This is a genomic window from Gluconacetobacter azotocaptans (genome assembly GCF_014174355.1).
GTDB lineage: Bacteria > Pseudomonadota > Alphaproteobacteria > Acetobacterales > Acetobacteraceae > Gluconacetobacter > Gluconacetobacter azotocaptans.
Map to the genome: position 1 here is coordinate 113,319 of NZ_JABEQF010000004.1, position 21,289 is coordinate 134,607.

Below are 21,289 nucleotides of genomic sequence, written 5' to 3' on the forward strand. Positions count from 1 at the left end.
ATGGCGACGCTGCAGACCTACCGCAAAAAGCGCGATTTCCGTGTCACGGCCGAGCCCAGGGGGCGCCCGGCCGCGGCGGCGGGTCATCTCTTCGTCGTCCAGAAGCACGCGGCGCGCCGCCTTCATTACGATTTTCGCCTGGAAGTGGATGGCGTGCTCAAAAGCTGGGCCGTGACGAAGGGCCCGAGCCTGGTCCCGGGCGAGAAACGCCTCGCCGTGCATGTCGAGGACCATCCCCTGGACTATGGCGATTTCGAAGGGACGATTCCCAAGGGGCAGTACGGCGGCGGCACCGTCGAACTGTGGGATCGCGGCACCTGGACCCCGCTGCATGACGTGGCCGCCGGCCTGGCGAAAGGGCATCTCGATTTCGAATTGCAGGGCGAAAAGCTGCACGGGCGATGGCACCTGGTCCGGATGGCGGCGCGGAGGCGCGAGAAGCGCGACAACTGGCTGCTGATCAAGGGGGATGACGCGGCCGCCCGCACCGAGGCCGACCCCGACATTCTCGACGAACGGCCGGAGTCGGTGAAGACCGGCCGGTCCCTCGACGATATCGCGGCGGAGCGCCCCCCGGCGCCCCGCCGAACGACGTCTCCCAGCCCCGATCCGCCCCCCGTTGAACGGATCAAGGGCGCCGTCTCCTCACCGATTCCGGCCTTCGTCGAGCCGGAACTGGCGACCCTGGTGGCCCGGCCGCCGGGGGGCCGGCGCTGGGTCCATGAAATCAAGTTCGACGGCTATCGTCTGCTGGCGCGGATCGCGCAGGGGCAGGTGCGGTTGCTGACCCGCGGCGGCCTGGACTGGACGGCGCGGTTCGGCCCCCAGGCCATCGACAGGCTGTCGTCCCTTCCGTTGCAGGACGCGCTGATCGACGGCGAGATGGTGGTGGAGAGCGGGAACGGCATCTCCGATTTTTCCGCCCTGCAGGCGGACCTCTCGTCGGAGCGGACCGACCGATTCGTCTTCTATGCGTTCGATCTGCTGCATTTGAACGGGCAGGATCTTCGGGCCGCGCCGCTGATGGCCCGCAAGGAGATCCTGCGGACCCTTGTCCCGGCGCAGGACGGCCCGCTGCGTTTCAGCGGCCAGTTCGACCAGGCGGGCGATCTGGTGTTCCACCATGCCTGCCGGCTGAGCCTGGAAGGAGTCGTCTCGAAACTGCGGGATGCGCCGTATCGGTCGGGTCGGGGCAGGGAGTGGGTCAAGTCGAAATGCTCCGCCCGGCAGGAGTTCGTGATCGGCGGCTATGTGCCCTCCACGGTCTCGAAGACGGCGATCGGCTCGCTCGTGCTCGGCGTCCATGACGATGGCGGCCTGTGCCATGTCGGACGGGTCGGCACCGGTTTCAGCGCCGCGATGGCGCGGGACCTGTTCCGCCGGCTGGAGCCGATGGGGGTAAGCGCCAGCCCGTTCGCCGATAAACTGACAGCCGACGAGACGCGGGGCGTGCGATATGTACGCCCCGAACTGGTGGCCGAAATCGAATTCCGGGCATGGACGGCCGACGGACACCTACGCCACGCGTCGTTCCGTGGCCTGCGCGACGACAAGCCGGCCAGCCAGATCGTCCGGGAAGTCGAAACGCCCCAGGCCCCCCTTACACCGCCCCAGCGCCGTATCGGGACCCTGACCCATCCCGACCGGCTGTACTGGCCGGACGTGGGGGCCACCAAGGAAGGGCTGGCCGATTATTACGCCGACGTCTGGCGCTACATCGCGCCCTTCATCGTCGATCGTCCCCTGGCGCTGCTGCGCTGCCCCGACGGCATGACGGGCCAGCACTTCTTCCAGAAGAATTTCTGGAAAGGGGCCGGCGCCGGTGTGGTGGCGCTGGACGACCCCGCCGCGACCGAGGGCGGGACGCTGATCGGCATTCGTGATTTCGAGGGATTGATGGGCCTGGTGCAGGCCGCGACGCTGGAGATCCATCCCTGGGGGGCGTCGTGCCGGGACTGGGACCGGCCGGACATGATCGTGATGGATCTGGACCCCGGCGAGGGCGTGCCCTGGACCGCCGTGATCGACGCGGCGCACGAGGTGCGGCAGCGGCTGGAGGCCGTCGGCCTGGCGGCCTTCGTCAAACTTTCGGGCGGGAAGGGGCTGCATGTGGCGGCCCCCCTGGTGCCCCGCGCGGACTGGCGCGCGGTCAAGGCCTTCACCCAGGGGCTGGCGCGGGCCATGGCGTCCGACAGTCCCGACTGCTACGTGGCGACCATCACCAAGGCCCGGCGGCAGGGGCGGATTCTGGTCGACTATCTGCGCAACCAGCGGGGTGCCACGGCGGTGGCACCGTATTCGACCCGCGCGCGGCCCGGCGCGCCGGTGTCCATGCCCCTGGCGTGGGACGAACTCGGCCCGGAGGTCGGACCGGCGCATTTCACCCTGGCCACGGCCCCGGCGCGGCTGGCCGCCCTTGATGCCGATCCGTGGGAGGGATTCCGCAAGGCTGCCCGGCCGCTGGAGATCGCATCCCACGACACCACATAGGGGCGCGCCCTAGCGCCGGCGCCCCGATTCGGCCTCCAGGCTGGCTTTCAGCGCGTCCATGATATTGACCACCCGGCCCGGGGCTGGGCTTGCTGCCCGTGGCTTCCGCGCCCGCTGGCGGGTTTTCTTTCTGGATTCGATGATATCCAGAAGACGCTCCTGCACCGGGTCGGTGACCATCTTCGGCGTCCAGGGGGCCTTCTGCCGGTCGATCAGTTCCTTCAGCAGTTTCATTTCCGGGTCGTGCCGCGTCTCGGCGCCGCCCTCGGCGAAATAATCGGCGGCATCACGGACCTCGCCGCCGAAATGCAGCGTCCACAGCACGATGCCCTTGCCCCGGGCTTCCAGCAGGACCGCCCGTTCCCGGCGATACATGACCAGGCGCGAGATCCCGACCGTGTCAGTGGCCACAAGGGCGGCCTGGATGACCCGGTATGCTTCTTCCCCGATCTCGTCGTCGGGCACCAGGAAATGGGGGGCGTCGTACCAGACCCAGCCGATGCTGTCGGCCGGCACGAAGGTCTCGATGTCGATCGTGTGGGTGCTGTCCAACGCGACGGCATCCAGTTCGTCGTCGTCCAGCATCACATAGCCGTCCTCGCCCCGGGGATAGCCCATGATCTGCGCGTCATCCTCGACGGGCGCGCCGGTCTGGGCATCGACATACTGGCTTCGCAGCCGATGTCCGGTCTTCCGGTTGATCGTGTGAAAGCGAACCTTCCCGCTTTCCGTCGTCGCGGGCGTCATGGCCACCGGGCAGGTGACCAGCGACAGCTTCAGATAGCCTTTCCAGAAGGAACGTTGCGCCATCGCCTGGGCCCTCGCCTTGGGGAAACCGCGTGGACGGATTCGCGTCGTCACAAAACGTGCGCGTGACCCCACGGTTGCCGGACCATGGGGCGGGGTGTCAGGGGGTCTGGCGCTCGCGGCGTTTGACTGCCTGCCAGCCGGCTTCCATCTCGGCCAGCGTCGCGTCCGGCATTGTTCGGCCCTGCGTGGCCAGGTCCTGTTCCACGGCGGTGAAGCGGCGGGTGAATTTGGCGTTGGCCTGGCGCAGGCAGTCTTCGGGGTCCAAATCCAGCTTGCGCGCCAGCGTCGCCAGGGTGAACAGCACGTCGCCCAGTTCGTCGGCGATGCGCGCGCGGTCGCCCGAATCGAGTTCCACCTTCAGTTCCGCGATTTCCTCGTCCACCTTGTCGGCGACTTCCGCCGCGGTGGCCCAGTCGAACCCGACCCGCGCGGCCCGGGCCGACAGCTTGCGCGCGCGCAGCAGCGCGGGCAGGCCCAGGGGAATGCCGGCCAACGTGCCGTTTTCCTGCCGGGTCAGCCGTTCCTGCGCCTTGCCGTCTTCCCACTGGCCGGGACGCAGGGGGGCGGCGCCGAACACATGCGGATGGCGGCGGATCATCTTGTCGCCGATCATCGTGGCTACGGTCGCGAAATCGAACCAGCCCGCTTCCTCGGCCATGCGCGCATGATAGGTGACCTGCAGCAGCAGGTCGCCCAGTTCGTCGGGCAGGGCGTCCCAGTCCTGGCGCGCGATGGTGTCGGCGACCTCGTAGGCTTCCTCGATCGCGTAGGGGGCGATCGAGGCGAAATCCTGCTCCTGGTCCCAGGGACAGCCGTCCTTCGGGTCGCGCAGGCGGGCCATGATTTCGATCAGGCGCTGAATCGCCTGGGCGGCATCGGACATCGCGGGGGGCTCCGGTCTGGAAGAAGGAGGCGGCAGGGTAGGGCGAACCGGCCGTTCTGTCATGGCGTTCATCCATGCCTTGGTTCCGCGCGGCCCACGGGACTATAGTCCGCCGCGATCCCGCACGGCGGGTCATGCGAGGCGGACGGACCAATGGACGGACAGGCGACGGTTTTCATCGATGGCGAGGCCGGGACGACGGGCCTGGGGATTCGCGAGCGCTTGCGCGGCCTGCCGGTGACGGTCCGATCGATTGCCGCCGAACATCGCAAGGATCCGTCGGCCCGCCGCGATATGATGGAATCGGTCGATCTCGTGGTGCTGTGCCTGCCCGACGCCGCGTCGCGCGACGCGGCCGGCATGGTCGAATCGATCGCACGGGCAGGGGGGCAGGCGCCCCGGATCCTGGACGCCAGCACGGCCTTTCGCGTGGACCCCGACTGGGTCTACGGTTTTCCCGAAATGGGGCAGGGGCAAGCGGACGCCATCCGGACATCGCGCCAGGTGTCCAACCCCGGGTGCTACCCGACCGGAGCCATCGGGTTGCTGCGGCCGCTGATCCGGGCGGGGATGATGTCCCCCGACCATCCGGTCACGATCAACGCCGTCAGCGGCTACAGCGGCGGCGGCCGCACGATGATCGAGGCCCACGAACGCGACGGCGGTCCGGCCTTCGACCTGTACGGGCTGACGCTGGAACACAAGCATGTGCCGGAGATCACGCACTATTCCGGCCTGTCGCGGGTACCGGTCTTCGTGCCGTCGGTAGGGCATTTTCCGCAGGGGATGATCGTGTCGATCCCGCTGCATCTGGACATGCTGGCCGGCCAGGTGACGGGCGCCGACCTGCGGGCGGTGCTGGCGGCGTTCTACGCCGGATCCGATCTGGTCAGCGTCCAGGACGCCGGCCCGGGCCTGGTCGCCGATACATTGGCGGGGACCGACCGGATGGAGCTGCGCGTGCACGCCAACGAGTCCCGGCGCCAGGCGGTGCTGACCGCGCGCCTGGACAATCTGGGCAAGGGGGCATCGGGGGCGGCGATCCAGAATATCGCCCTGATGCTGGGTCTCGCGCCGTCGACCCGGCCGGCATAGCGGTCGATTGCCAGTTCGCCCTGTTTGCTGGTAAGCAGTGCGCCATGCGAGAGTGACGGAACGGTAGACGTAGTCGGCTCAAAATCGACCGCCGCAAGGCATAGGGGTTCGAGTCCCCTCTCTCGTACCATCCATTCCGGACAGGATGATGCTTTCTCTTTCCCCCGATGCGATCGCGAAGCCCGGCGTACGGCCGGCCAATCCCTGCTTTTCCTCCGGCCCCTGCGCCAAGCGCCCGGGCTGGTCGCTGGATGCGCTGTCGGGGGCGCTGCTGGGCCGGTCCCATCGCGCGCCCGACGGGCGCGCGCGGCTGAATGAAGTCATCACCCGGTCCCGCGCCGTCCTGGGCATGCCCGACGACTGGCGGCTGGGCATCGTCCCCGGCTCCGACACCGGGGCGGTCGAAATGGTGCTGTGGTCGCTGATCGGCGAACGGCCGGTCGACGTCCTGGCGTTCGAAAGCTTTTCCGCCACCTGGGCCGACGACATCATGGCGCAGCTGCGGCCCCCCGCCGCGCGGGTGCTGGCGGCCGACTACGGCAGCCTGCCCGATCTGGGGCAGGTGGACTGGTCGCATGACGTGGTGCTGGCGTGGAACGGCACGACGTCGGGCGTGTGCTTCCCCGACGGGTCGGCCATACCGGCGGAACGCGACGGCCTGGTGATCTGCGACGCGACCTCGGCCGCCTTCGCGATGGACCTGCCGTGGGAGAAGCTGGATATCGTCACCTGGTCCTGGCAGAAGGTGCTGGGTGGCGAGGCCGCGCACGGCATGCTGGCCCTGTCGCCCCGCGCCGTCCGCCGGCTGGAGGAAACGCCGCCGCCGCGCGCCCTGCCGAAAATCTTTCGCCTGACCTCGAAGGGCAAGCTGATCGAAGGCATCTTCCGTGGCGACACCATCAACACGCCCTCGATGCTGTGCGTCGAGGACGCGCTGGACGGGCTGCGCTGGGCCGAGGCCATCGGTGGCCTGCCGGTGCTGATCGGCCGCAGCAAGGCCAATCTGGCGGTTGTGGCGGACTGGGTCGCGCAGTCGGACTGGGCGGCGTTCCTGGCGCGGAACGCGGCCGAACGGTCCAGCACGTCCATCTGCCTGACCATTGTCGCCCCCTGGTTCCGGGCGCTGGACACCGGCGCGCAGGCGAAGGCGGCCAAGCGGATCGTCGCCCTGCTGGAAGCCGAGGGCGTGGCGCTGGATATCGGCAGTTATCGCGACGCGCCGCCCGGGCTGCGCCTGTGGGGCGGCGCCACGGTCGAGACGGCGGACCTGCGTGCGCTGCTGCCGTGGCTGGACTGGGCCGAGGCGCAGGTCCGCGCCGAATACGCATAGGGGCCGGCCGTTCGGGCCGGGACGATCCACCTGCGGAGATGACGGATCGCCGCGACGATGGTATAGGCGCGCGCATGACGGACGATCCGCCTCCCAACCCCGCCCTGCTGCCGGCAGGTTTTGTCGACCTGCTGCCTCCGGATGCCGAGGCCGAGGCCGCCGGCATGGAGGCTCTGATGCGGGTTTTTGCCGCCCACGGCTACAGCCGGGTCAAGCCGCCCTTGCTGGAATTCGAGGACACGCTGCTGTCCGGCTCCGGCGCGGCGGTGGCCGAGCAGGCGTTTCGCCTGATGGACCCCGACACGCGGCGGATGATGGCGCTGCGTCCCGACATTACCCCGCAGATCGCGCGGATCGCGGCCACGCGCCTGGCCGATGCGCCGCGCCCGCTACGCCTGTCCTATGCCGGGCTGTGCGTGCTGGCCAGCGGCGGGGCGCGGGAAAGCGATCGGCAGATCTCGCAGGCCGGCATCGAACTGATCGGTCCGGATTCGCCCGAAGCCGATGCCGAAATCGTCGCGCTGGGGGCCGAAGGGCTGGCGGCGCTGGGCGTGCCGGACGTGTCGTTCGACCTGACGATGCCGCCCCTGGCGCCGGCGCTGATGGCGGAAATCGACTATGTGCCCGACGAACGGCTGGCGCTGATGCGCGCGCTGGACCGCAAGGACGCGGCGGCGGTGGCGCGTCTGGCCGGCGGCCTGGCCCCGGTGCTGACCGAGTTGCTGCATGCCGCGGGGCCGGCCGAGCGTGCCCTTGCCGTGCTGGCGGGGCTGGACCTGCCGCCCTCGGTGCGGGTGCTCAGCGACCGGCTGGCGGCGACGGTGGCGGCGATTACGGCGCGGGTGCCCGATATCCGCCTGACGGTCGATCCGATCGAATTCCGGGGCTGGCAGTACCATACGGGCGTCTGCGTCACCGTCTATGCCCGGGGACAGCATCAGGAACTGGGCCGGGGAGGACGCTACCGGTCGAACGACGACGAACCCGCCTGCGGCCTGACCCTGCGACCCGAGGTGCTGCTGCGCGCGGCGCCGGTCCGGGCAGGGCGTACCCGCGTGTTCCTGCCTGTGGATGTCTACCCCGAACTGGGCCGCCGCCTGCGCGATGACGGCTACGCCACCGTGGACGCGCTGGGCCCCGTGACCGACCCGGCGGCCGAGGCGCGGCGCCTGGGATGCGCGATGCTGGCCCGTGGGGATGGAATCGTGGCGCTCGACTGACGCGCCTGATAAGTCAGGCGGCACAAGGGGGCGGTCCCGCCCGGTCCTTTATCCAGTATCCAGTTTACCCGGCGGCCACGATGCACGGCCCGGACGGGCAGCATTTCAAGGAGCACATCATGTCCAACGTCACCGTGATCGGCGCCCAGTGGGGCGACGAGGGGAAGGGCAAGATCGTCGACTGGCTGGCCAGTCGCGCCGACATCGTCGTGCGGTTCCAGGGCGGCCACAATGCCGGCCATACCCTGGTGGTGGGCGAGCAGACCTACAAGCTGTCGCTGCTGCCGTCGGGCCTGGTACGGGGCAAGATGGGCGTGATCGGCAACGGCGTCGTGGTGGACCCCGAGGCCCTGCTGGCCGAAATCGACCGCGTCACCGCGCAGGGGCTGGAGGTTACGCCCCGCACGCTGCGCATCGCCGAGAACGTGCCGCTGATCCTGCCGGTGCATGGTGCCATCGACCGCGCGCGCGAGGCCGCGCGGGGCGACCGCAAGATCGGCACCACCGGGCGCGGCATCGGCCCGGCCTACGAGGACAAGGTGGCCCGCCGCGCCATCCGCCTGTGCGACCTGGCCGAGCCCGAGACGCTGGACTGGAAGCTGGACGAACTGCTGCTGCATCACAACACGCTGCTGGCGGGCCTGGGGGCGGAAACCTTCACCAAGGACGCCCTGTGGGCGCATCTGAACGCGCTGGCGCCGCGCGTGCTGCCCTTCATGGACACGGTGTGGGAACTGCTGGACGACAGCAGCCGGGCCGGCCGCAAGATCCTGTTCGAGGGCGCGCAGGCGGTGATGCTGGATGTCGATCACGGCACCTATCCGTTCGTCACCAGTTCCAACACCATCGCCGCCAATGCCGCGACGGGCAGCGGTGTCGGGCCGGGGACGGTCGGCTTCGTGCTGGGGATCGCCAAGGCCTATTCCACCCGCGTGGGCGAGGGGCCGTTCCCCAGCGAACTGCATGACGAGATGGGCCGTACCCTGGGCGAGCGCGGCCATGAATTCGGCACCGTCACCGGCCGTCCGCGCCGCTGCGGCTGGTTCGACGCCATGCTGGTGCGCCGTGCAGTGCGCGTCGGCGGCGTCAATGGCCTGGCGCTGACCAAGCTGGACGTGCTGGATGGGATTCCGGAGTTGCGGATCTGCACGGGATACGAACTGGACGGCAAGGAAATCCGCCACTTCCCCTCGGCGCCGGCCGCGCAGGCGCGGGTGAAGCCGGTCTACGAGACGCTGGAGGGCTGGAGCGGCACGACCTATGGCGCCCGGTCGTGGGCCGACCTGCCGGCCCAGGCGATCAAATATGTCCGCCGGATCGAGGAACTGGTCGAAGCCCCGGTGACGCTGCTGTCCACCAGCCCGGAACGCGACGACACCATCCTGATGCGTGACCCGTTCGAGAATTGAGACGGCGCGGCCGGGCAGGGGCGAAAGCCCCCGCCCGGTGGGCGGATTATCCGTGGTGATGCCTTTGCCTCAGACGAGGCGGCGACACCTCGTCTGAAGGGTTTATCCGGCCTGATGGGCCTCGCGATGTGCCTCGACTTCCGCCTTCATCGCCGCCTGCACCTTTTCGAACGCCCGGACCTCGATCTGGCGCACGCGCTCGCGCGAGATGTTGTAGGTGTGGGACAGGTCTTCCAGCGTCGCCGGCTCGTCCTTCAGCCGGCGTTCGGTCAGGATGTGGCGCTCGCGGTCGTTCAGCGTCTTCAGCGCATTGTCCAGCAGCGCCTTGCGGCCGCTGAATTCCTCGTTGTCGGCCAGGGTCTGTTCCTGGTTGTCGTGCTCATCCACCAGCCAGTCCTGCCACTCGCCCTCGCTGTCGGCGCGCAGAGGGGCGTTCAGGCTGTGATCCGGCGCCGAGAGGCGACGGTTCATGTTGATGACGTCCTGTTCCGGCACGCCCAGGGACGCGGCGATCTTGTTCACCTGTTCGGGCTGCAGGTCGCCGTCGTCGATGGCCTGCATCTGGCCTTTCAGGCGACGCAGGTTGAAGAACAGCTTCTTCTGGGCGGCGGTGGTGCCCATCTTCACCAGCGACCAGCTATGCAGGATATATTCCTGGATGGCCGCGCGGATCCACCACATCGCATAGGTCGCCAGCCGGAAGCCGCGATCGGGGTCGAAGCGGCGGACCGCCTGCATCATCCCGATATTGCCTTCGCTGATCAGTTCGCCCAGCGGGAGGCCGTAGCCGCGATAGCCCATGGCGATCTTGGCGACCAGGCGCAGATGCGAGGTGACGAGCGTATGCGCGGCCTTGGTGTCGCCCTTGTCCTTCCAGCTGCGGGACAGGCGCTGCTCCTCCTCGGGGGAGAGCATGGGGAATTTACGGATGTCCTGAAGATACCTTGACAGGTTGGTTTCAGGACCAACATTGAGAACGGAAGAGGCCATGGGATCGGACTCCTTTTCCGGGGGGTGCACTCAGGCCCCGAGGATGTCCTACGGCACATCCTTCAGTGGGTTTCGTGGTCCCGCCCGATTGGCGCGTGGATGGACTTCACGTCCCCGCGAGGCGCCCCCATCATGGGCCGCATCCTCGCGAGACGTCCATTCGGCAGTCGCGTCGCCTGCCGGACAACTGCCAACGCTAATGACGGGTCGGCCGACCGTCAAGCGAACTCCCTAAAAACTGCCTTAAAACTAAGCAATCTTTGCCATGAGCGTTTGGAAATCATCGGGGGGCGGGGTCTCGAACAGCAGGGTCTCACCGGTGCCGGGATGGACGAATCCCAGCCGCGCGGCATGCAGGGCCTGGCGTGGAAAATCCAGCGCGGCATGGCGCGCGTCGTCGGGCAGGCCGCGTGCGGCGGCCGGAATCCGGCGCAGATAGACCGGGTCGCCGATCAGCGGATGCCCGTCGTTGGAGAAATGCACGCGGATCTGGTGCGTGCGCCCGGTGGCCAGGCGGCATTCGACATAGCTGATCGCCCCGTGGAACGTGCGCAGCGTCCGGTAATGGGTCAGCGCATGCTTGCCCCCCCCGTGATGCACCACCGACATGCGCTTGCGGTCGCGCCTGTCGCGGCCGATCGCGCCCTCGAACGATCCCGTGGCCGGCGCCAGGATGCCCCATGACAGGGCCAGGTAGGTGCGGTCGATGTCCCGTGCGGCAAAGGCCGCCGACAGGGCGGTGTGGGCGCGTTCGGTCTTGGCCGCCACCATGACGCCCGACGTGTCCTTGTCCAGCCGGTGGACGATTCCGGGCCGGCGTTCCCCGCCGATCCCGGTCAGGCTGTCGCCGCAATGCGCCAGAAGGGCGTTGACCAGGGTGCCGTCCTCGTTGCCGGGGGCGGGGTGGACCACCAGGCCCGCCGGCTTGTCCAGCACGATCAGGTCCGCATCTTCGTACAGGATGGCGAACGGGATCGCCTGCGCCGCCGGGGTGGCGGGGATTGCGGGCGGTTGCCTTATCTCATAACACATGCCCGCCCGCACCGGCTCGGACGGTTCGCGCAGGGGAACGCCTGCGCGCGAGACGTGGCCGCTTTCCATCAGCGCCTTGACGCGCGAGCGCGACAGCGTGCCGATGGCGTCGGCCAGGTAACGGTCGGTGCGCTGGCCGGCATGCTCGGTGCCGGCGGTCAGGAAAACGGGCTGCGTGTCGTCGGTCATGCGCGGCTCTTAACGGAAAAAGACCTCGGTCGGAAACGGAAAGCAGTCATGAACGGACAGGGATCGAAGGCGCTTCTGGCGGCCGTCATCTTCATGGGGGTGTTGCTGGTGGCCGGGTCACTGGTTCTGGTGGGTGTGCTGGTGCATCGGATCTCGCACCCTCGGCCAAACGTCGCGCCGGTGGGCGCGAGCCCGGCGGCGGCCGTCCTGGCCGCCCCGCCATCGGGCGATTACGGAAACCTGGTCCTGGACGAACCGGCGGGCACCCACATCGCCGGCCTGGCGCGGCAGGCCGACACGCTGCTGGCGATCTCGCTGTCGGGCGGCGGGCCCGACCGCATCGTCCTGTGGGACCTGCCGCATGGCCGTATTGTCGGGCGGGTGCGCCTGACCCCCTGAAAACACTTGCAGAAACCGATCGATGAAAAAATATCGGTCCAGGGTTATTTTCCCGCGTCGGGATGGGTTGCGTCCCGCCGCATGATGACCTAGAAGCTGCCTCGTCCACGTCCCGTTCGTCTAGAGGCCTAGGACACCGCCCTTTCACGGCGGTAACACGGGTTCGAATCCCGTACGGGACGCCATTGATAACTCTGGATTTTCCAGGGTTATCAACAGATGGCAGAGATGTTCACACGAACATCTCATATCGGAGGTGCAGTCACCTCTTCCAGATATGACGGTAGCGTAGCACCCACGCCGCGGATTGCGCGCTTGCCGAGACAGGCCATGACCCGGTCAGGTGGGCCGCCACCTCGCCATGATGCCCTGCGAAATTTCGGCCGAGCATTTCCGTGCGAACAACGCATCGCTTTCGATCGCCTCCATGGCGCCCTCATGATCGAGCGCCCGCAAGTCGACGGGAACGAACAGCCTTGTGAACAGCCCTCGATTCGGTGGTTTCCACTTGCGGATGTAATGGATCGCCTGATGGCGGGCGGTCGTATCCGTTTCGACCAGCGGGGCGTTTTGCGCGCGTGCCCACCGCACATAGAGGGTCGTGAAAAAAAGCTCGTCAGACGCCAGCCCGAAGCGCAGATCCCGCGCCAGTTCGTCGTGCGGCGCTACGAAATGCAGCGCAAGCTCGCGTGTGATCAGGAAAAAGAGCGAACCCCTCCACAGATCATCTGTCCGCACCTTACGTTCGTAAGGTAGGGCATTGTTGATGATCTTGTACAGATTCCACAGCAGCGCGCGGAAGCGGCCCCGTTTCGGGTTGATGCTGGGGACGTCGAGTGGATGGAATTTCGTCACCACATACCGGCCCAACCCTTCATTTCGTGCCAGGGTCGCGTCGATCCGGCCCCAGACGGCAAGACGCGGCTCGGCACGTTCCAGGATCGCGTCGCCAACGGATCGCGGTTCGCGAAGGGGAAAGCACGCGCCACTCAGCAGGACGAATCGGACGTTGCCTGCATCACGCAGGGCCGCCTCCAGCAGCGAACGTATGGCATCCGTAATGGAGAGTCCGCCCCAGTTCACGGCCGTTCTGTTGGTCAGAACGACGATGCGTTCGTCGGAAGTGCGGGCAAGCCAGCCGAGATCGCGGGTTTTGGCGTCGATATGGATGTAGATGCGGGATCGGGAGTCGGAAAGCAGGGCGTCGACCAGCAGCGCAAGCTGCTTATTCACGGCATGGGCCGTGATAAGGTAGGCAATCGTTGGCGTGATGCTGGTCATGACGTCCGGCTTTCTGGCGGAGAGGCGCCCCTTGGAATAATGATCGCCCCCAGGGCGAAGGCCGCACCGATCGGGCGGATGTCCATACCACCAGAGGCCCGCATGTCCGAAATCGCCGTGTTCCGTCAGAACCTGTTCCGGGTGTCCGAGACATTCATAACCCAGCAGGCCCAGGCGATGCGCCGCTACGCGCCTCTCTATCTCGGTCGGTTCCGCTACGGTGACGGGCCGGTAGGCGCGCAGTCGCGCGTGTTGGGCGATTTGTGGCGGCGCGCGGCCCTGGCGCGCATTGGCGCGCAGATGCTGACCCGCGATCCCGCGCCCTATCTGCGCCTGCTGGGCGACCGCCGGCCCGCCCTGGTCCATGCCCATTTCGGGGTGGACGGGGTCTATGCCTTGCCGCTGGCCCGCAGGTTGGGCGTACCGCTGGTGACCATGTTTCATGGGTTCGACGCCACCCTGTCCACCGCCGCCTTCCTGTGCTCGCCCGCCTGGGTGAATTATCCACTGTTTCGGCGCACGCTGGCGCGGCACGGACAGTTGTTCCTGTGCACGTCGGACTACATCCGCGAACGCGTACTGGCGATGGGCTTTCCCGCGGCGCGGACGCGGGTGCATTACATCGGCGTGGATTGCGGGGCGATTCGCCCGCGCGACCCGCAGCAGGAAACGCCGACAATCCTGCATGTCGCGCGCCTGGTGGAGATGAAGGGCACGGAATATCTTCTTCGCGCCTTCGCGCTGCTGTCGCCCACCCGTCCGGCGCTGCGGCTGGTCATTATCGGGGACGGCCCACTGCGGGGCAGGCTGGAGGTGCTGGCCCGCGCGCTGGGTATCGGCGGGCAGGTGTCCTTTCGCGGCGCGCAGCCTTATGCGCGGGTGCTGGAGGCGATGCGGGCCGCGATGATGCTGGTGCTGCCCAGCGTCTATACGCCGACCGGTCGGGTCGAGGGGCTGGGCATGGTGCTGCTGGAGGCCGCGGCGACCGGGGTGCCTGTCGTCGGATCCCGGGTCGGCGGCATTCCCGAGGGGCTTGTGGAGGGCGAAACAGGGCTTCTGGCGCCCGAACGGGACGCCGAGGCCCTGGCCGCGCGGATGCGCGACGTGCTCGACGACCCCGACAGGCGGGCCGCCATGGGGGGCCGGGCGCGGGCTTTCGTCACCGCGCGGTTCGACCTGCACCGGCAGACGGCGGCGCTGGAGGCAGCCTACGACGCGTTGATCGACAGGGGTGTCGGGCCGTAACGATCGCGGTCCGGTTCGTCCAAGCCGGGGGGCAGCAGGATGTCGCGGACCAGGTTCTTAGTAGGGGAGGAGGCGTGTCTGGTTCACGTAACGACGGATGCGCCGTCGGCGCGTGTAAAGACGCCAAGGGGTCACCATCCTTAATTTTTTCCAATTGCGTTCGGCGCGCAGATCAACGGCTTCCGAGTGACTTTTTTCCGGAAAAAGAGGGAATATTTCCAATTCCGGATGTTGTTTCAGGAATTTTTCATAAACATCTATGAAAAATCCTTTCCAGGGCCTGGATTTTGCAAACCATGGCTTCTCTGCCCCATTGAAGTGAATAATGCATGGCGTGATCATGCCGTGGGATTCGCATTCCGCGTAAGTCGACATGTAATTATACTTCGGATCCAGAGGGATCTGTCTCGGCATGCAGACCGCGTTCAGTGCGCTCTGGTCGTGGTAGCGGCATTTTTTCGAATGATTCAGGAAATAGTCGAATGCTTCCTGACCGACATCGATCCATGTCAGTCTTGTGCACGCCATCACGCCCGAGTTGAAATACCGCGTTCGATCTCTTATCCCGATTCCATTAAGATAATCGCGCATCCTCCTTGCCGTATTGGTAAGCTCGGGGGCTTTTATGTATGAGCGATCCGCTGCGGCCAGAATCTTCCCTTCCGGCACATCGAACAGAACCAGATCGATTATTGGGCCGACAATCTGGATATCCCCATCCAGATAAAGGAGGTTCGAATAATTTTCCGGGATGTCGTTACCGGTGACCAGTCTGGCCAATGCGCTGGGCGGAACATGCGTGGGCGAGAAATGCACGTCCTTGCCAAACATGTAATTTTTGGAATTCATGTTTATGAATTTGATATCATCATCAGGAAACGCCATTTTTATCAATGACGATTCGTGATTATCTATGTCGACAAGAAATATTAAGATATCGGCGATGTCGATGACCTCTTTTTGCGCCATAATCTGCGCCGCAGCCACCAGCGTCGGAACGATAAAGCCACGATCAGAGGTGAAAACGATCGCTCTTTCTTTTTTCTTCATTGAACCCCAACAGAATCAGCGGTTTGTCACCTGCTTCGCCTGCTGCCAGAAGACGCACGAAAAAATCGCCTTAACAAGTATAGAATTGTGAGGTTGTGAAATACACATAAGGGGTTCCGGGCCGTAAATGGCGGCGGTCAGGTCCGGCCCAGCCGGAAGTAAGGCACAAGCCGGGTGGTCAGCACCAGCCCCTCGGCCAGCAGCGTCGCCAGGCCTGCGCCTTCCACGCCCTGGAAGCGGGCCAAGCCATACAGCAAAGGCAACGACAGCAGCGTCACCGCGACCCTGCCGACAAAAAGCTGCTGCGCGCGGCCAAGCGAGGTCAGCAGGGGTTCCAGCGGGATGTCCCACAGATCGAGGATCGCCGCCGCCGTCAGCAGCAGCAGCAGCGACAGGCTGTCGGGCCGGTGGATCGCCAGCAGCGTGCGGAACAGCCATGGGCCAACGGTCGCCGCGACGATCAGCGCAACGACGGAAAAGCCGCCCAGCGCCTGGAAGATGCGGCGTGTCACCCGCCGCAGCGCGGGCCAGTCCTTCTGGTCGCGCAGGCGGATCAATTCGGGGTAGAGGGCTGGCGTCATCAAATTGGCGGGCTGGGACAGGCCGTCGCAGACCTGCCAGGTGACATGGTAGATGGCGGCGGCTTCCGGCCCGATGGCGGCGCCGATCAGCAGCACGCCCACACGTGTGGCCAGCGTGGCCACGGCCTGGTTGCCGCTGGCCGAAAGCGTCAGCCGCCAGATTCCGTCGGCCGTGGACAGCCAGCGCGTGCCGACCAGGCGAAATCCGTCCAGGCTGGGCGTGTGACGGATCGCGCGCCAGGCCAGGATGTGGTCCACCGCGAAGGACGCGACGGTAGCCGCGTACCAGACCAGCAGGAACGCCGCAATGCCCCAGTGCAGGCACAGCCCCAGCAGCGCGCCGCCCAGGCGCACCAGCCCCAGCGCCACGTTGGCTACCGCCGATTGCCGGAACCGGTCGGTCAGGCGCAACGTGCCGATGGCGCAATTCGCGTTCATGAACAGGATGGACGTCATGTAGAACAGCGCCATTCCGCCATACGCGGGGGGCCAGCCCAGCATCGGGCCGAACCAGATTACGCACGGCGCCGCCAGCGCCAGTCCGATCGAGGCCCCCAGCCCATCCAGCATGAAGCAGTGGCGCAGCAGGGCCTGGAACGCGGGTCGCTCGCCCTGCGCGAACAGCGCGTTGCCGTAATGCAGCAGCGGCTGCCACGACTGGAACCGCGTGCCCGCCGCGAACGATCCGGCGCACGCATGGATCAGCAGCAGCGCGCCGTAATCGCCCAGCCCGAGGGCACGGACGGCGAGCGCGGTGCTGGCGAAGCCCAGTATGCCGGCCATCACCTTGCCGCCCAGCAGATATCCGGTGTTGCGGAAGATCCGGGCGACCAGGCCTTCGGTGCCGCTGCCGGGGGCGCCGCGCGTCATGGCCTGTCGGTCCTTCGCATTTCAATCCTTGCCGAACGCATCCGTCGCCCTGATACGCTGGCGACCGTGCCGTCCACAAGGGCGCACTGCCCTCGGGCTCGTTCCTCCTAGCCGTGCCGGGCGGCGGACTCCGGAAGGATGGCCTGCCAGCCGCCGCCCAGCGCGCGATAGAGGCGCGCCACGGCGGTCGAGATATCGGCCGTGGCCTGCACAAGCTGGCTCTGCGTCGACAGCAGCATGTTCTGCATCGTCAGCACGTTCAGGAAGTCGGCCGATCCTTGCGCATATTGCTGCTGGGCGACGTCGACGGCGATACGGTTTTCATCCACCGCCTCGCGCAGGCGGTCGCGCTGGCGCTGGGCGGCAGTGAAATCGGCCATGGCGTCGTCGATCTCGTGCCAGGCGTGCAGGACGGTGCGCTGATACTGGATCGCGGCTTCCTTCTGCTGCGCCTTGCGCAGGTGCAACTGGCCGATCAGCCGCCCGCCTTCGAAGATAGGCAGGGTCGCCGTCGGACCGAACCCGTACTGGCGCGACGCCCAGCTGCCCAGCCCGCTGAATTGCAGCGCCTGGATGTCGAGGCTGCCGCTCAGGGTGATGCGCGGATAGAAATCGGCCACGGCGACGCCGACGCTGGCGGTGGCCAGATGCAGCCGGTCCTCGGCCGCGCGGATATCGGGGCGCCGCTGCGCCAGGTCCGAGGGCATGCCCACCGGAATCGCCACCGGCACCGGTGGAATGTCGCGCGGCGGCCCGAGGCGCGCGGACAGCGCCCCCGGCGCCCGCGCGGTCAGGAAGCTCAGCGCGTTGACCAGATGGATTTCCTGGTCATGCAGGACGGGCAGGCGGGCTTCGAAACTGTGGTACTGGGCGCGGGAATCCGCTACATCCAGGCGGGTGGAGGTGCCTTCGCGAAAGCGCAGTTCCGACAGATGCATGCTGCGGCTGGCGATATCCAGGTTCTGGCGCACGATGGCCGTCTGGGCCTGGATGCTGCGCAGTTCGATGTAATCGCGCGCGGTTTCGGCCATCAGCGCGACCAGGACGTCGCGGCGCATGTCCGCGACAGTGTTCATGGCGGCGTCGGCGGCCTCGACTTGGCGGCGGACATGGCCCCACAGATCGACCTCCCACGACGCGTTCAGCCCGTATTGCGGCAGGTTGAATCCTGACGCGCCCACCTGCCCCGGCAGGTAGGTCGGGCCGAAGCCCTGCTTGCCGCTGGCGATCTGGCCCGCCCCTTCCTGTTCCATCGTGCCCAGCAGGCCCAGCACCCCGTTGGGGCTGGCGCGTTCGCGGGCGTACGATGCGTTGGCTTCGACCTGCGGAAATTGCGCGGCGCCGGCGATGCGCCGTTCGGCCCGGCTTTCGGCGAAACGGGCCGAGGCGATGCGAAGGTCGAGGTTGGCCGCGACGACCTCCTGTTCCAGCGCGGTCAGGATCGGGTCGTCATACAGCGTCCACCAGCGGGGATCGGCCTCGGTATCGACGGTCCGACTGGACGGCGCGGCGTCATGGCGGCTCCATGTCGCGGGCGCGCTGGCATCGGGCTTGCGGAAGTCCGGGCCGACCGTGCAGGCGCCCAGCAGCAGGGCCGCCCCGGTTGCGACCGGCAGCCGGGGGAAAGACCATCCGTTCATGTCCCGATCCTCAGCGCCACGCGTAGCGGTCGTCGGTGGCGTGCGGCCCGTCGGCCTTCGATCCGGTGTCGATCTCGACCTCGACCGACATGCCTACACGGACCTTCGCCGCCAGCGGCTGGCCGGGGTCGAAGATGATCTTGACCGGAATGCGCTGCACCACCTTGGTGAAATTGCCGGTGGCGTTGTCGGGCTGGATCGGGGCGAAGGCGACGCCGCTGGCCGGCGCCAGGCTGTCGACATGGGCGTGCAGCGCCTGCCCGGGGAAGGTGTCGACCCATACCGTCGCGCGCTGGCCGGACTGCACGTGCGTCAACTGGGTTTCCTGGAAATTGGCCAGCACGTACGACAATTGCGTGGGCACTACCGCCAGCAGGGCCGTGCCCGGATGCACATAGGCGCCCACGCGCACGCCGCGCTCGCCCACCACGCCTTCGACCGGGGCGGGGATGGTGCAGTAGGACAGGTTCAGTTCGGCCTGGCGCTGCATGCCCTCGGCACGGGTCAGGGCGCCTTGCGCGCGGGTCAGCTGGGCTTTCAGCACCGCGACCTGCTGGATGGCGGCGTCGACGGCGGCCTGGTCGCGCGCGCGGGCGGCAACGGCCTCGCGTTCGCGCGCATCGGCGCCCTGCTGCTGTTCGATCGTCGCGGCGCCGCCGGCCGACAGGTTGCGATAACGCCGTTCGTTCTGCTGGGCGAAGGTCAGGGCGGCGTCGTCGGCCAGCACGGTCGCGCGGGCGCTGCTGATCGTGGCGTCCTGGCGGGCCAGTTCGGCCGCCAGGTTGGCGATGTCGCCACGGGCGATCGCGACATTGCCGCGCGCGATGTCCAGCGCCGCGCGGTAATCGTCGTCCTCGATATGCGCCAGTTCCTCGCCACGGCGGACATGTTCGTTGTCCTCGGCCGTCACCCGGTCGATACGGCCGGCGACCTTGGGCGCCACGGCGGTGAAGTCGGCGGTGACATAGGCATCGTTGGTCGTTTCGTGCACGCCGTCGCCCGAGACCAGGCGGTCCCCGGTCCAGGCGAGTCCGACGAGCACGGCGGCGGTTCCGCCGGCGATGAGCAGAGGTTTCCGGTAAGGCATCGGTGCAGGATTCCCCAGGCGCTATCGCGCCGGTGCAGTGGTGATGGAGGGGGCGGGGGCCGAGGGGACGCGCGGCGGGTAGACCCGTCCGGGCAGGATGGCCGTCAGCACGACGTAGAAGACGCAGATCCACATCATGACGAAATAGATGTCCGCCAGCGCGAGGACGAGCGACTGTTCATGCAGGTAGGTGTGGAAGATCTGCTGCGCGTTGCGGGCCAGATGCCCCGCGTCGGGCGAGGTCGCGGCGATCTGCGACCCGATCGGGTCGCCCTGTCCGGCCAGCGCCGTGCGCTGGTTGCCGTTACGGTCCAGCAGCATGACGGAATGATATTGTTCCCGCCGCCGCAACAGGATTTCGAACAGGGCGGCGGCCATGGCGTTGGCCATGCCCTTGAGCATGTTGACCATGCCCGAGATGAACGGCCCATCCGCGGGGCCCAGCCCCATGGTCGCCAGCACCAGCGTCGGGATCACCACCATGGGCTGCCCGAAGATCTGCAGGACCTGCAGCGCGTAGAAATTGTCCCGCACCCAGTCGGGCGTCAGCCACGTGCCCAGCCAGCAGGCCAGGCCCAGGCACGACATGCCGAACGCCAGGACGTAGCGGCAGTCCACCGCGCGTATGTTGCACAGCGCCGCGGTGACCGGCAGCAGGATCAGTTGCGGCAGCGCGACCAGCAGGGCGATCGGCGCGGTCTGGATGGGGCGATAGCCCCGGACCTCGGCCAGGTAGGTCGAGGGGATCTCCATCAGGATGCCGCACAGCACCAGGGCCGCCACCAGCGTCAGCATCGACATGGCGATGTTGCGGTTGCCCCAGAACTGGATGCGGAAGAACGGGCTGTGATGGAACCATTCATGCACCAGGAAGCCCACGAACAGCCCCCCGCCCCAGAAGGTCAGATGCGTGATCAGCGGCGAGCGGAACCAGTCCAGCCGGTCGCCGTGATACAGGACGGTGACCACGCAGCAGATCGCGGGCACGCCCAGCAGGAATCCCTTCCAGTTGAAGTTGCGGAAGCGCGCCAGGCTGTGCGGATCGCGCGGCAGGCCGTAGGCCATCATCGCGATGGCCATGGCACACAGCGGCAGGGCTTCCCAATACAGCCAGTGCCAGCCGACATGTTCGAACCACAGCGCCTCCAGCGGGCCGCCCAGGTTGGGGCCGAAGGTGGCGCTCATGGCATAGGCGCCGATGCCGAAGACGCGGATCTGCGCCGGCAGGTATTTCAGCATCACGGTCATCAGGATCGGCGGCAGGCAGCCGGCGCTCAGCCCCTGCATCGCGCGCAGCAGGCAAAGCGACAGCATGTCCGGCATGAAAGGGGCGGGGATGGCCAGCAGCCCCAGCGCCGCCGTCATGAAGATCGCGAACCGGTAGATCGAGAACGTGACGTAGAACCACGGGGTGAACGCCATCGCGGCGATGTTGAACGCCTCGTACGACGAAATGAACCACGTGCCCTCGTCGCGGCCGATGTGCATGGCCCCGCGTATGTCCGACAGCCCGATCTCGGTGATATGTTCGTTGAATCCCGCGATATGCACCGCCAGCAGCACGCCCAGCAGGCCGATGGCGGTCCGCATCCCGAACGGCGGGATGTAGGACGGCATCGGCGGGGCCGCTGTGACGGGTGTGGCCGGCGCGTCGAGTATCGGGGGGTGGGTGTCCATGGATCGGGGCT

Annotated in this window: 17 protein-coding genes and 2 tRNA genes; 9 read left to right on the forward strand and 10 right to left on the reverse strand. The window is 67.2% G+C overall.

Going from position 1 to position 21,289, the window contains the following annotated elements; all coding sequences use genetic code 11:
• Nucleotides 1-2,490 (forward strand): DNA ligase D, encoded by a 2,490-nt coding sequence (ligD, locus tag HLH34_RS06390; RefSeq protein ID WP_183118775.1) that lies wholly within the window; start codon nucleotides 1-3, stop codon nucleotides 2,488-2,490.
• A 9-nt stretch (nucleotides 2,491-2,499) separates the two neighbouring features.
• On the opposite strand, the gene ku is transcribed toward ligD, so the two are convergent.
• Both ku and mazG read right to left on the reverse strand, forming a co-directional pair.
• Nucleotides 2,500-3,300 carry a non-homologous end joining protein Ku gene (gene ku, locus HLH34_RS06395; RefSeq protein ID WP_183118776.1) on the reverse strand — a complete coding sequence of 267 codons (801 nt, stop codon included), beginning with the start codon at nucleotides 3,298-3,300 and terminating at the stop codon, nucleotides 2,500-2,502.
• Between the two features lie 97 nt (nucleotides 3,301-3,397).
• Nucleotides 3,398-4,183, reverse strand: coding sequence for a nucleoside triphosphate pyrophosphohydrolase (gene mazG, locus HLH34_RS06400; RefSeq protein ID WP_183118777.1), 786 nt, complete (start codon nucleotides 4,181-4,183; stop codon nucleotides 3,398-3,400).
• A 153-nt stretch (nucleotides 4,184-4,336) separates the two neighbouring features.
• Here mazG and argC point away from each other — a divergent pair, with 153 nt between their 5' ends.
• From argC to HLH34_RS06425, 5 genes are all read left to right on the forward strand, one after another.
• On the forward strand, nucleotides 4,337-5,278 hold the full coding sequence (gene argC, locus HLH34_RS06405) for an N-acetyl-gamma-glutamyl-phosphate reductase (RefSeq protein ID WP_183118778.1): 942 nt from the start codon (nucleotides 4,337-4,339) through the stop codon (nucleotides 5,276-5,278).
• Between the two features lie 46 nt (nucleotides 5,279-5,324).
• Nucleotides 5,325-5,408, forward strand: a tRNA-Leu gene (locus HLH34_RS06410).
• An 18-nt stretch (nucleotides 5,409-5,426) separates the two neighbouring features.
• On the forward strand, nucleotides 5,427-6,608 hold the full coding sequence (locus HLH34_RS06415) for a phosphoserine transaminase (protein ID WP_183118998.1): 1,182 nt from the start codon (nucleotides 5,427-5,429) through the stop codon (nucleotides 6,606-6,608).
• A 38-nt stretch (nucleotides 6,609-6,646) separates the two neighbouring features.
• A complete protein-coding gene (locus tag HLH34_RS06420; protein WP_373318662.1) occupies nucleotides 6,647-7,828 on the forward strand; it encodes an ATP phosphoribosyltransferase regulatory subunit in 1,182 nt (393 codons plus the stop codon).
• Between the two features lie 119 nt (nucleotides 7,829-7,947).
• Entirely contained in the window at nucleotides 7,948-9,237 is a 1,290-nt protein-coding gene (locus HLH34_RS06425; protein ID WP_183118779.1) for an adenylosuccinate synthase, read from the forward strand.
• A 102-nt stretch (nucleotides 9,238-9,339) separates the two neighbouring features.
• Here the strand turns inward: HLH34_RS06425 and rpoH are convergent, their stop codons facing one another.
• On the reverse strand, nucleotides 9,340-10,227 hold the full coding sequence (gene rpoH, locus HLH34_RS06430) for an RNA polymerase sigma factor RpoH (protein ID WP_183118780.1): 888 nt from the start codon (nucleotides 10,225-10,227) through the stop codon (nucleotides 9,340-9,342).
• 249 nt (nucleotides 10,228-10,476) lie between these two features.
• Nucleotides 10,477-11,448 carry an RluA family pseudouridine synthase gene (locus HLH34_RS06435; RefSeq protein WP_183118781.1) on the reverse strand — a complete coding sequence of 324 codons (972 nt, stop codon included), beginning with the start codon at nucleotides 11,446-11,448 and terminating at the stop codon, nucleotides 10,477-10,479.
• Between the two features lie 48 nt (nucleotides 11,449-11,496).
• Here HLH34_RS06435 and HLH34_RS06440 point away from each other — a divergent pair, with 48 nt between their 5' ends.
• Complete coding sequence (locus tag HLH34_RS06440; RefSeq protein WP_183118782.1) at nucleotides 11,497-11,847, forward strand: hypothetical protein; 351 nt, start codon at nucleotides 11,497-11,499, stop codon at nucleotides 11,845-11,847.
• A 109-nt stretch (nucleotides 11,848-11,956) separates the two neighbouring features.
• Nucleotides 11,957-12,032 (forward strand) — tRNA-Glu (locus tag HLH34_RS06445).
• A 154-nt stretch (nucleotides 12,033-12,186) separates the two neighbouring features.
• Here HLH34_RS06445 and HLH34_RS06450 read toward each other — a convergent pair.
• Nucleotides 12,187-13,128 (reverse strand): beta-1,6-N-acetylglucosaminyltransferase, encoded by a 942-nt coding sequence (locus HLH34_RS06450; protein ID WP_183118783.1) that lies wholly within the window; start codon nucleotides 13,126-13,128, stop codon nucleotides 12,187-12,189.
• A 102-nt stretch (nucleotides 13,129-13,230) separates the two neighbouring features.
• Here HLH34_RS06450 and HLH34_RS06455 point away from each other — a divergent pair, with 102 nt between their 5' ends.
• Nucleotides 13,231-14,373: a glycosyltransferase gene (locus HLH34_RS06455; protein ID WP_183118784.1), complete on the forward strand. Its 1,143-nt coding sequence runs from the start codon at nucleotides 13,231-13,233 to the stop codon at nucleotides 14,371-14,373.
• Nucleotides 14,374-14,430: 57 nt separating this feature from the next.
• On the opposite strand, the gene HLH34_RS06460 is transcribed toward HLH34_RS06455, so the two are convergent.
• The 5 genes from HLH34_RS06460 to HLH34_RS06480 all read right to left on the reverse strand — a co-directional run bounded on the left by HLH34_RS06460 (nucleotide 14,431) and on the right by HLH34_RS06480 (nucleotide 21,278).
• Nucleotides 14,431-15,423, reverse strand: coding sequence for a glycosyltransferase family 8 protein (locus HLH34_RS06460; protein WP_183118785.1), 993 nt, complete (start codon nucleotides 15,421-15,423; stop codon nucleotides 14,431-14,433).
• A 137-nt stretch (nucleotides 15,424-15,560) separates the two neighbouring features.
• Complete coding sequence (locus HLH34_RS06465; protein ID WP_183118786.1) at nucleotides 15,561-16,874, reverse strand: lipopolysaccharide biosynthesis protein; 1,314 nt, start codon at nucleotides 16,872-16,874, stop codon at nucleotides 15,561-15,563.
• A gap of 107 nt (nucleotides 16,875-16,981) precedes the next feature.
• Nucleotides 16,982-18,514: an efflux transporter outer membrane subunit gene (locus HLH34_RS06470; RefSeq protein ID WP_183118787.1), complete on the reverse strand. Its 1,533-nt coding sequence runs from the start codon at nucleotides 18,512-18,514 to the stop codon at nucleotides 16,982-16,984.
• A gap of 10 nt (nucleotides 18,515-18,524) precedes the next feature.
• Nucleotides 18,525-19,601 carry an HlyD family secretion protein gene (locus HLH34_RS06475; protein ID WP_183118788.1) on the reverse strand — a complete coding sequence of 359 codons (1,077 nt, stop codon included), beginning with the start codon at nucleotides 19,599-19,601 and terminating at the stop codon, nucleotides 18,525-18,527.
• A gap of 21 nt (nucleotides 19,602-19,622) precedes the next feature.
• Complete coding sequence (locus HLH34_RS06480) at nucleotides 19,623-21,278, reverse strand: MFS transporter (RefSeq protein WP_373318663.1); 1,656 nt, start codon at nucleotides 21,276-21,278, stop codon at nucleotides 19,623-19,625.
• Nucleotides 21,279-21,289 lie beyond the last annotated feature (11 nt).

Excerpts from the sequence above, each read along its gene's own strand:
- ligD (WP_183118775.1), top strand. The coding sequence starts at position 1 with ATGGCGACGCTGCAGACCTACCGCAAAAAGCGCGATTTCCGTGTCACG.
- ku (WP_183118776.1), bottom strand. The coding sequence starts at position 3,300 with ATGGCGCAACGTTCCTTCTGGAAAGGCTATCTGAAGCTGTCGCTGGTC.
- mazG (WP_183118777.1), bottom strand. The coding sequence starts at position 4,183 with ATGTCCGATGCCGCCCAGGCGATTCAGCGCCTGATCGAAATCATGGCC.
- argC (WP_183118778.1), top strand. The coding sequence starts at position 4,337 with ATGGACGGACAGGCGACGGTTTTCATCGATGGCGAGGCCGGGACGACG.
- HLH34_RS06415 (WP_183118998.1), top strand. The coding sequence starts at position 5,427 with ATGCTTTCTCTTTCCCCCGATGCGATCGCGAAGCCCGGCGTACGGCCG.
- HLH34_RS06420 (WP_373318662.1), top strand. The coding sequence starts at position 6,647 with ATGACGGATCGCCGCGACGATGGTATAGGCGCGCGCATGACGGACGAT.
- HLH34_RS06425 (WP_183118779.1), top strand. The coding sequence starts at position 7,948 with ATGTCCAACGTCACCGTGATCGGCGCCCAGTGGGGCGACGAGGGGAAG.
- rpoH (WP_183118780.1), bottom strand. The coding sequence starts at position 10,227 with ATGGCCTCTTCCGTTCTCAATGTTGGTCCTGAAACCAACCTGTCAAGG.
- HLH34_RS06435 (WP_183118781.1), bottom strand. The coding sequence starts at position 11,448 with ATGACCGACGACACGCAGCCCGTTTTCCTGACCGCCGGCACCGAGCAT.
- HLH34_RS06440 (WP_183118782.1), top strand. The coding sequence starts at position 11,497 with ATGAACGGACAGGGATCGAAGGCGCTTCTGGCGGCCGTCATCTTCATG.
- HLH34_RS06450 (WP_183118783.1), bottom strand. The coding sequence starts at position 13,128 with ATGACCAGCATCACGCCAACGATTGCCTACCTTATCACGGCCCATGCC.
- HLH34_RS06455 (WP_183118784.1), top strand. The coding sequence starts at position 13,231 with ATGTCCGAAATCGCCGTGTTCCGTCAGAACCTGTTCCGGGTGTCCGAG.
- HLH34_RS06460 (WP_183118785.1), bottom strand. The coding sequence starts at position 15,423 with ATGAAGAAAAAAGAAAGAGCGATCGTTTTCACCTCTGATCGTGGCTTT.
- HLH34_RS06465 (WP_183118786.1), bottom strand. The coding sequence starts at position 16,874 with ATGACGCGCGGCGCCCCCGGCAGCGGCACCGAAGGCCTGGTCGCCCGG.
- HLH34_RS06470 (WP_183118787.1), bottom strand. The coding sequence starts at position 18,514 with ATGAACGGATGGTCTTTCCCCCGGCTGCCGGTCGCAACCGGGGCGGCC.
- HLH34_RS06475 (WP_183118788.1), bottom strand. The coding sequence starts at position 19,601 with ATGCCTTACCGGAAACCTCTGCTCATCGCCGGCGGAACCGCCGCCGTG.
- HLH34_RS06480 (WP_373318663.1), bottom strand. The coding sequence starts at position 21,278 with ATGGACACCCACCCCCCGATACTCGACGCGCCGGCCACACCCGTCACA.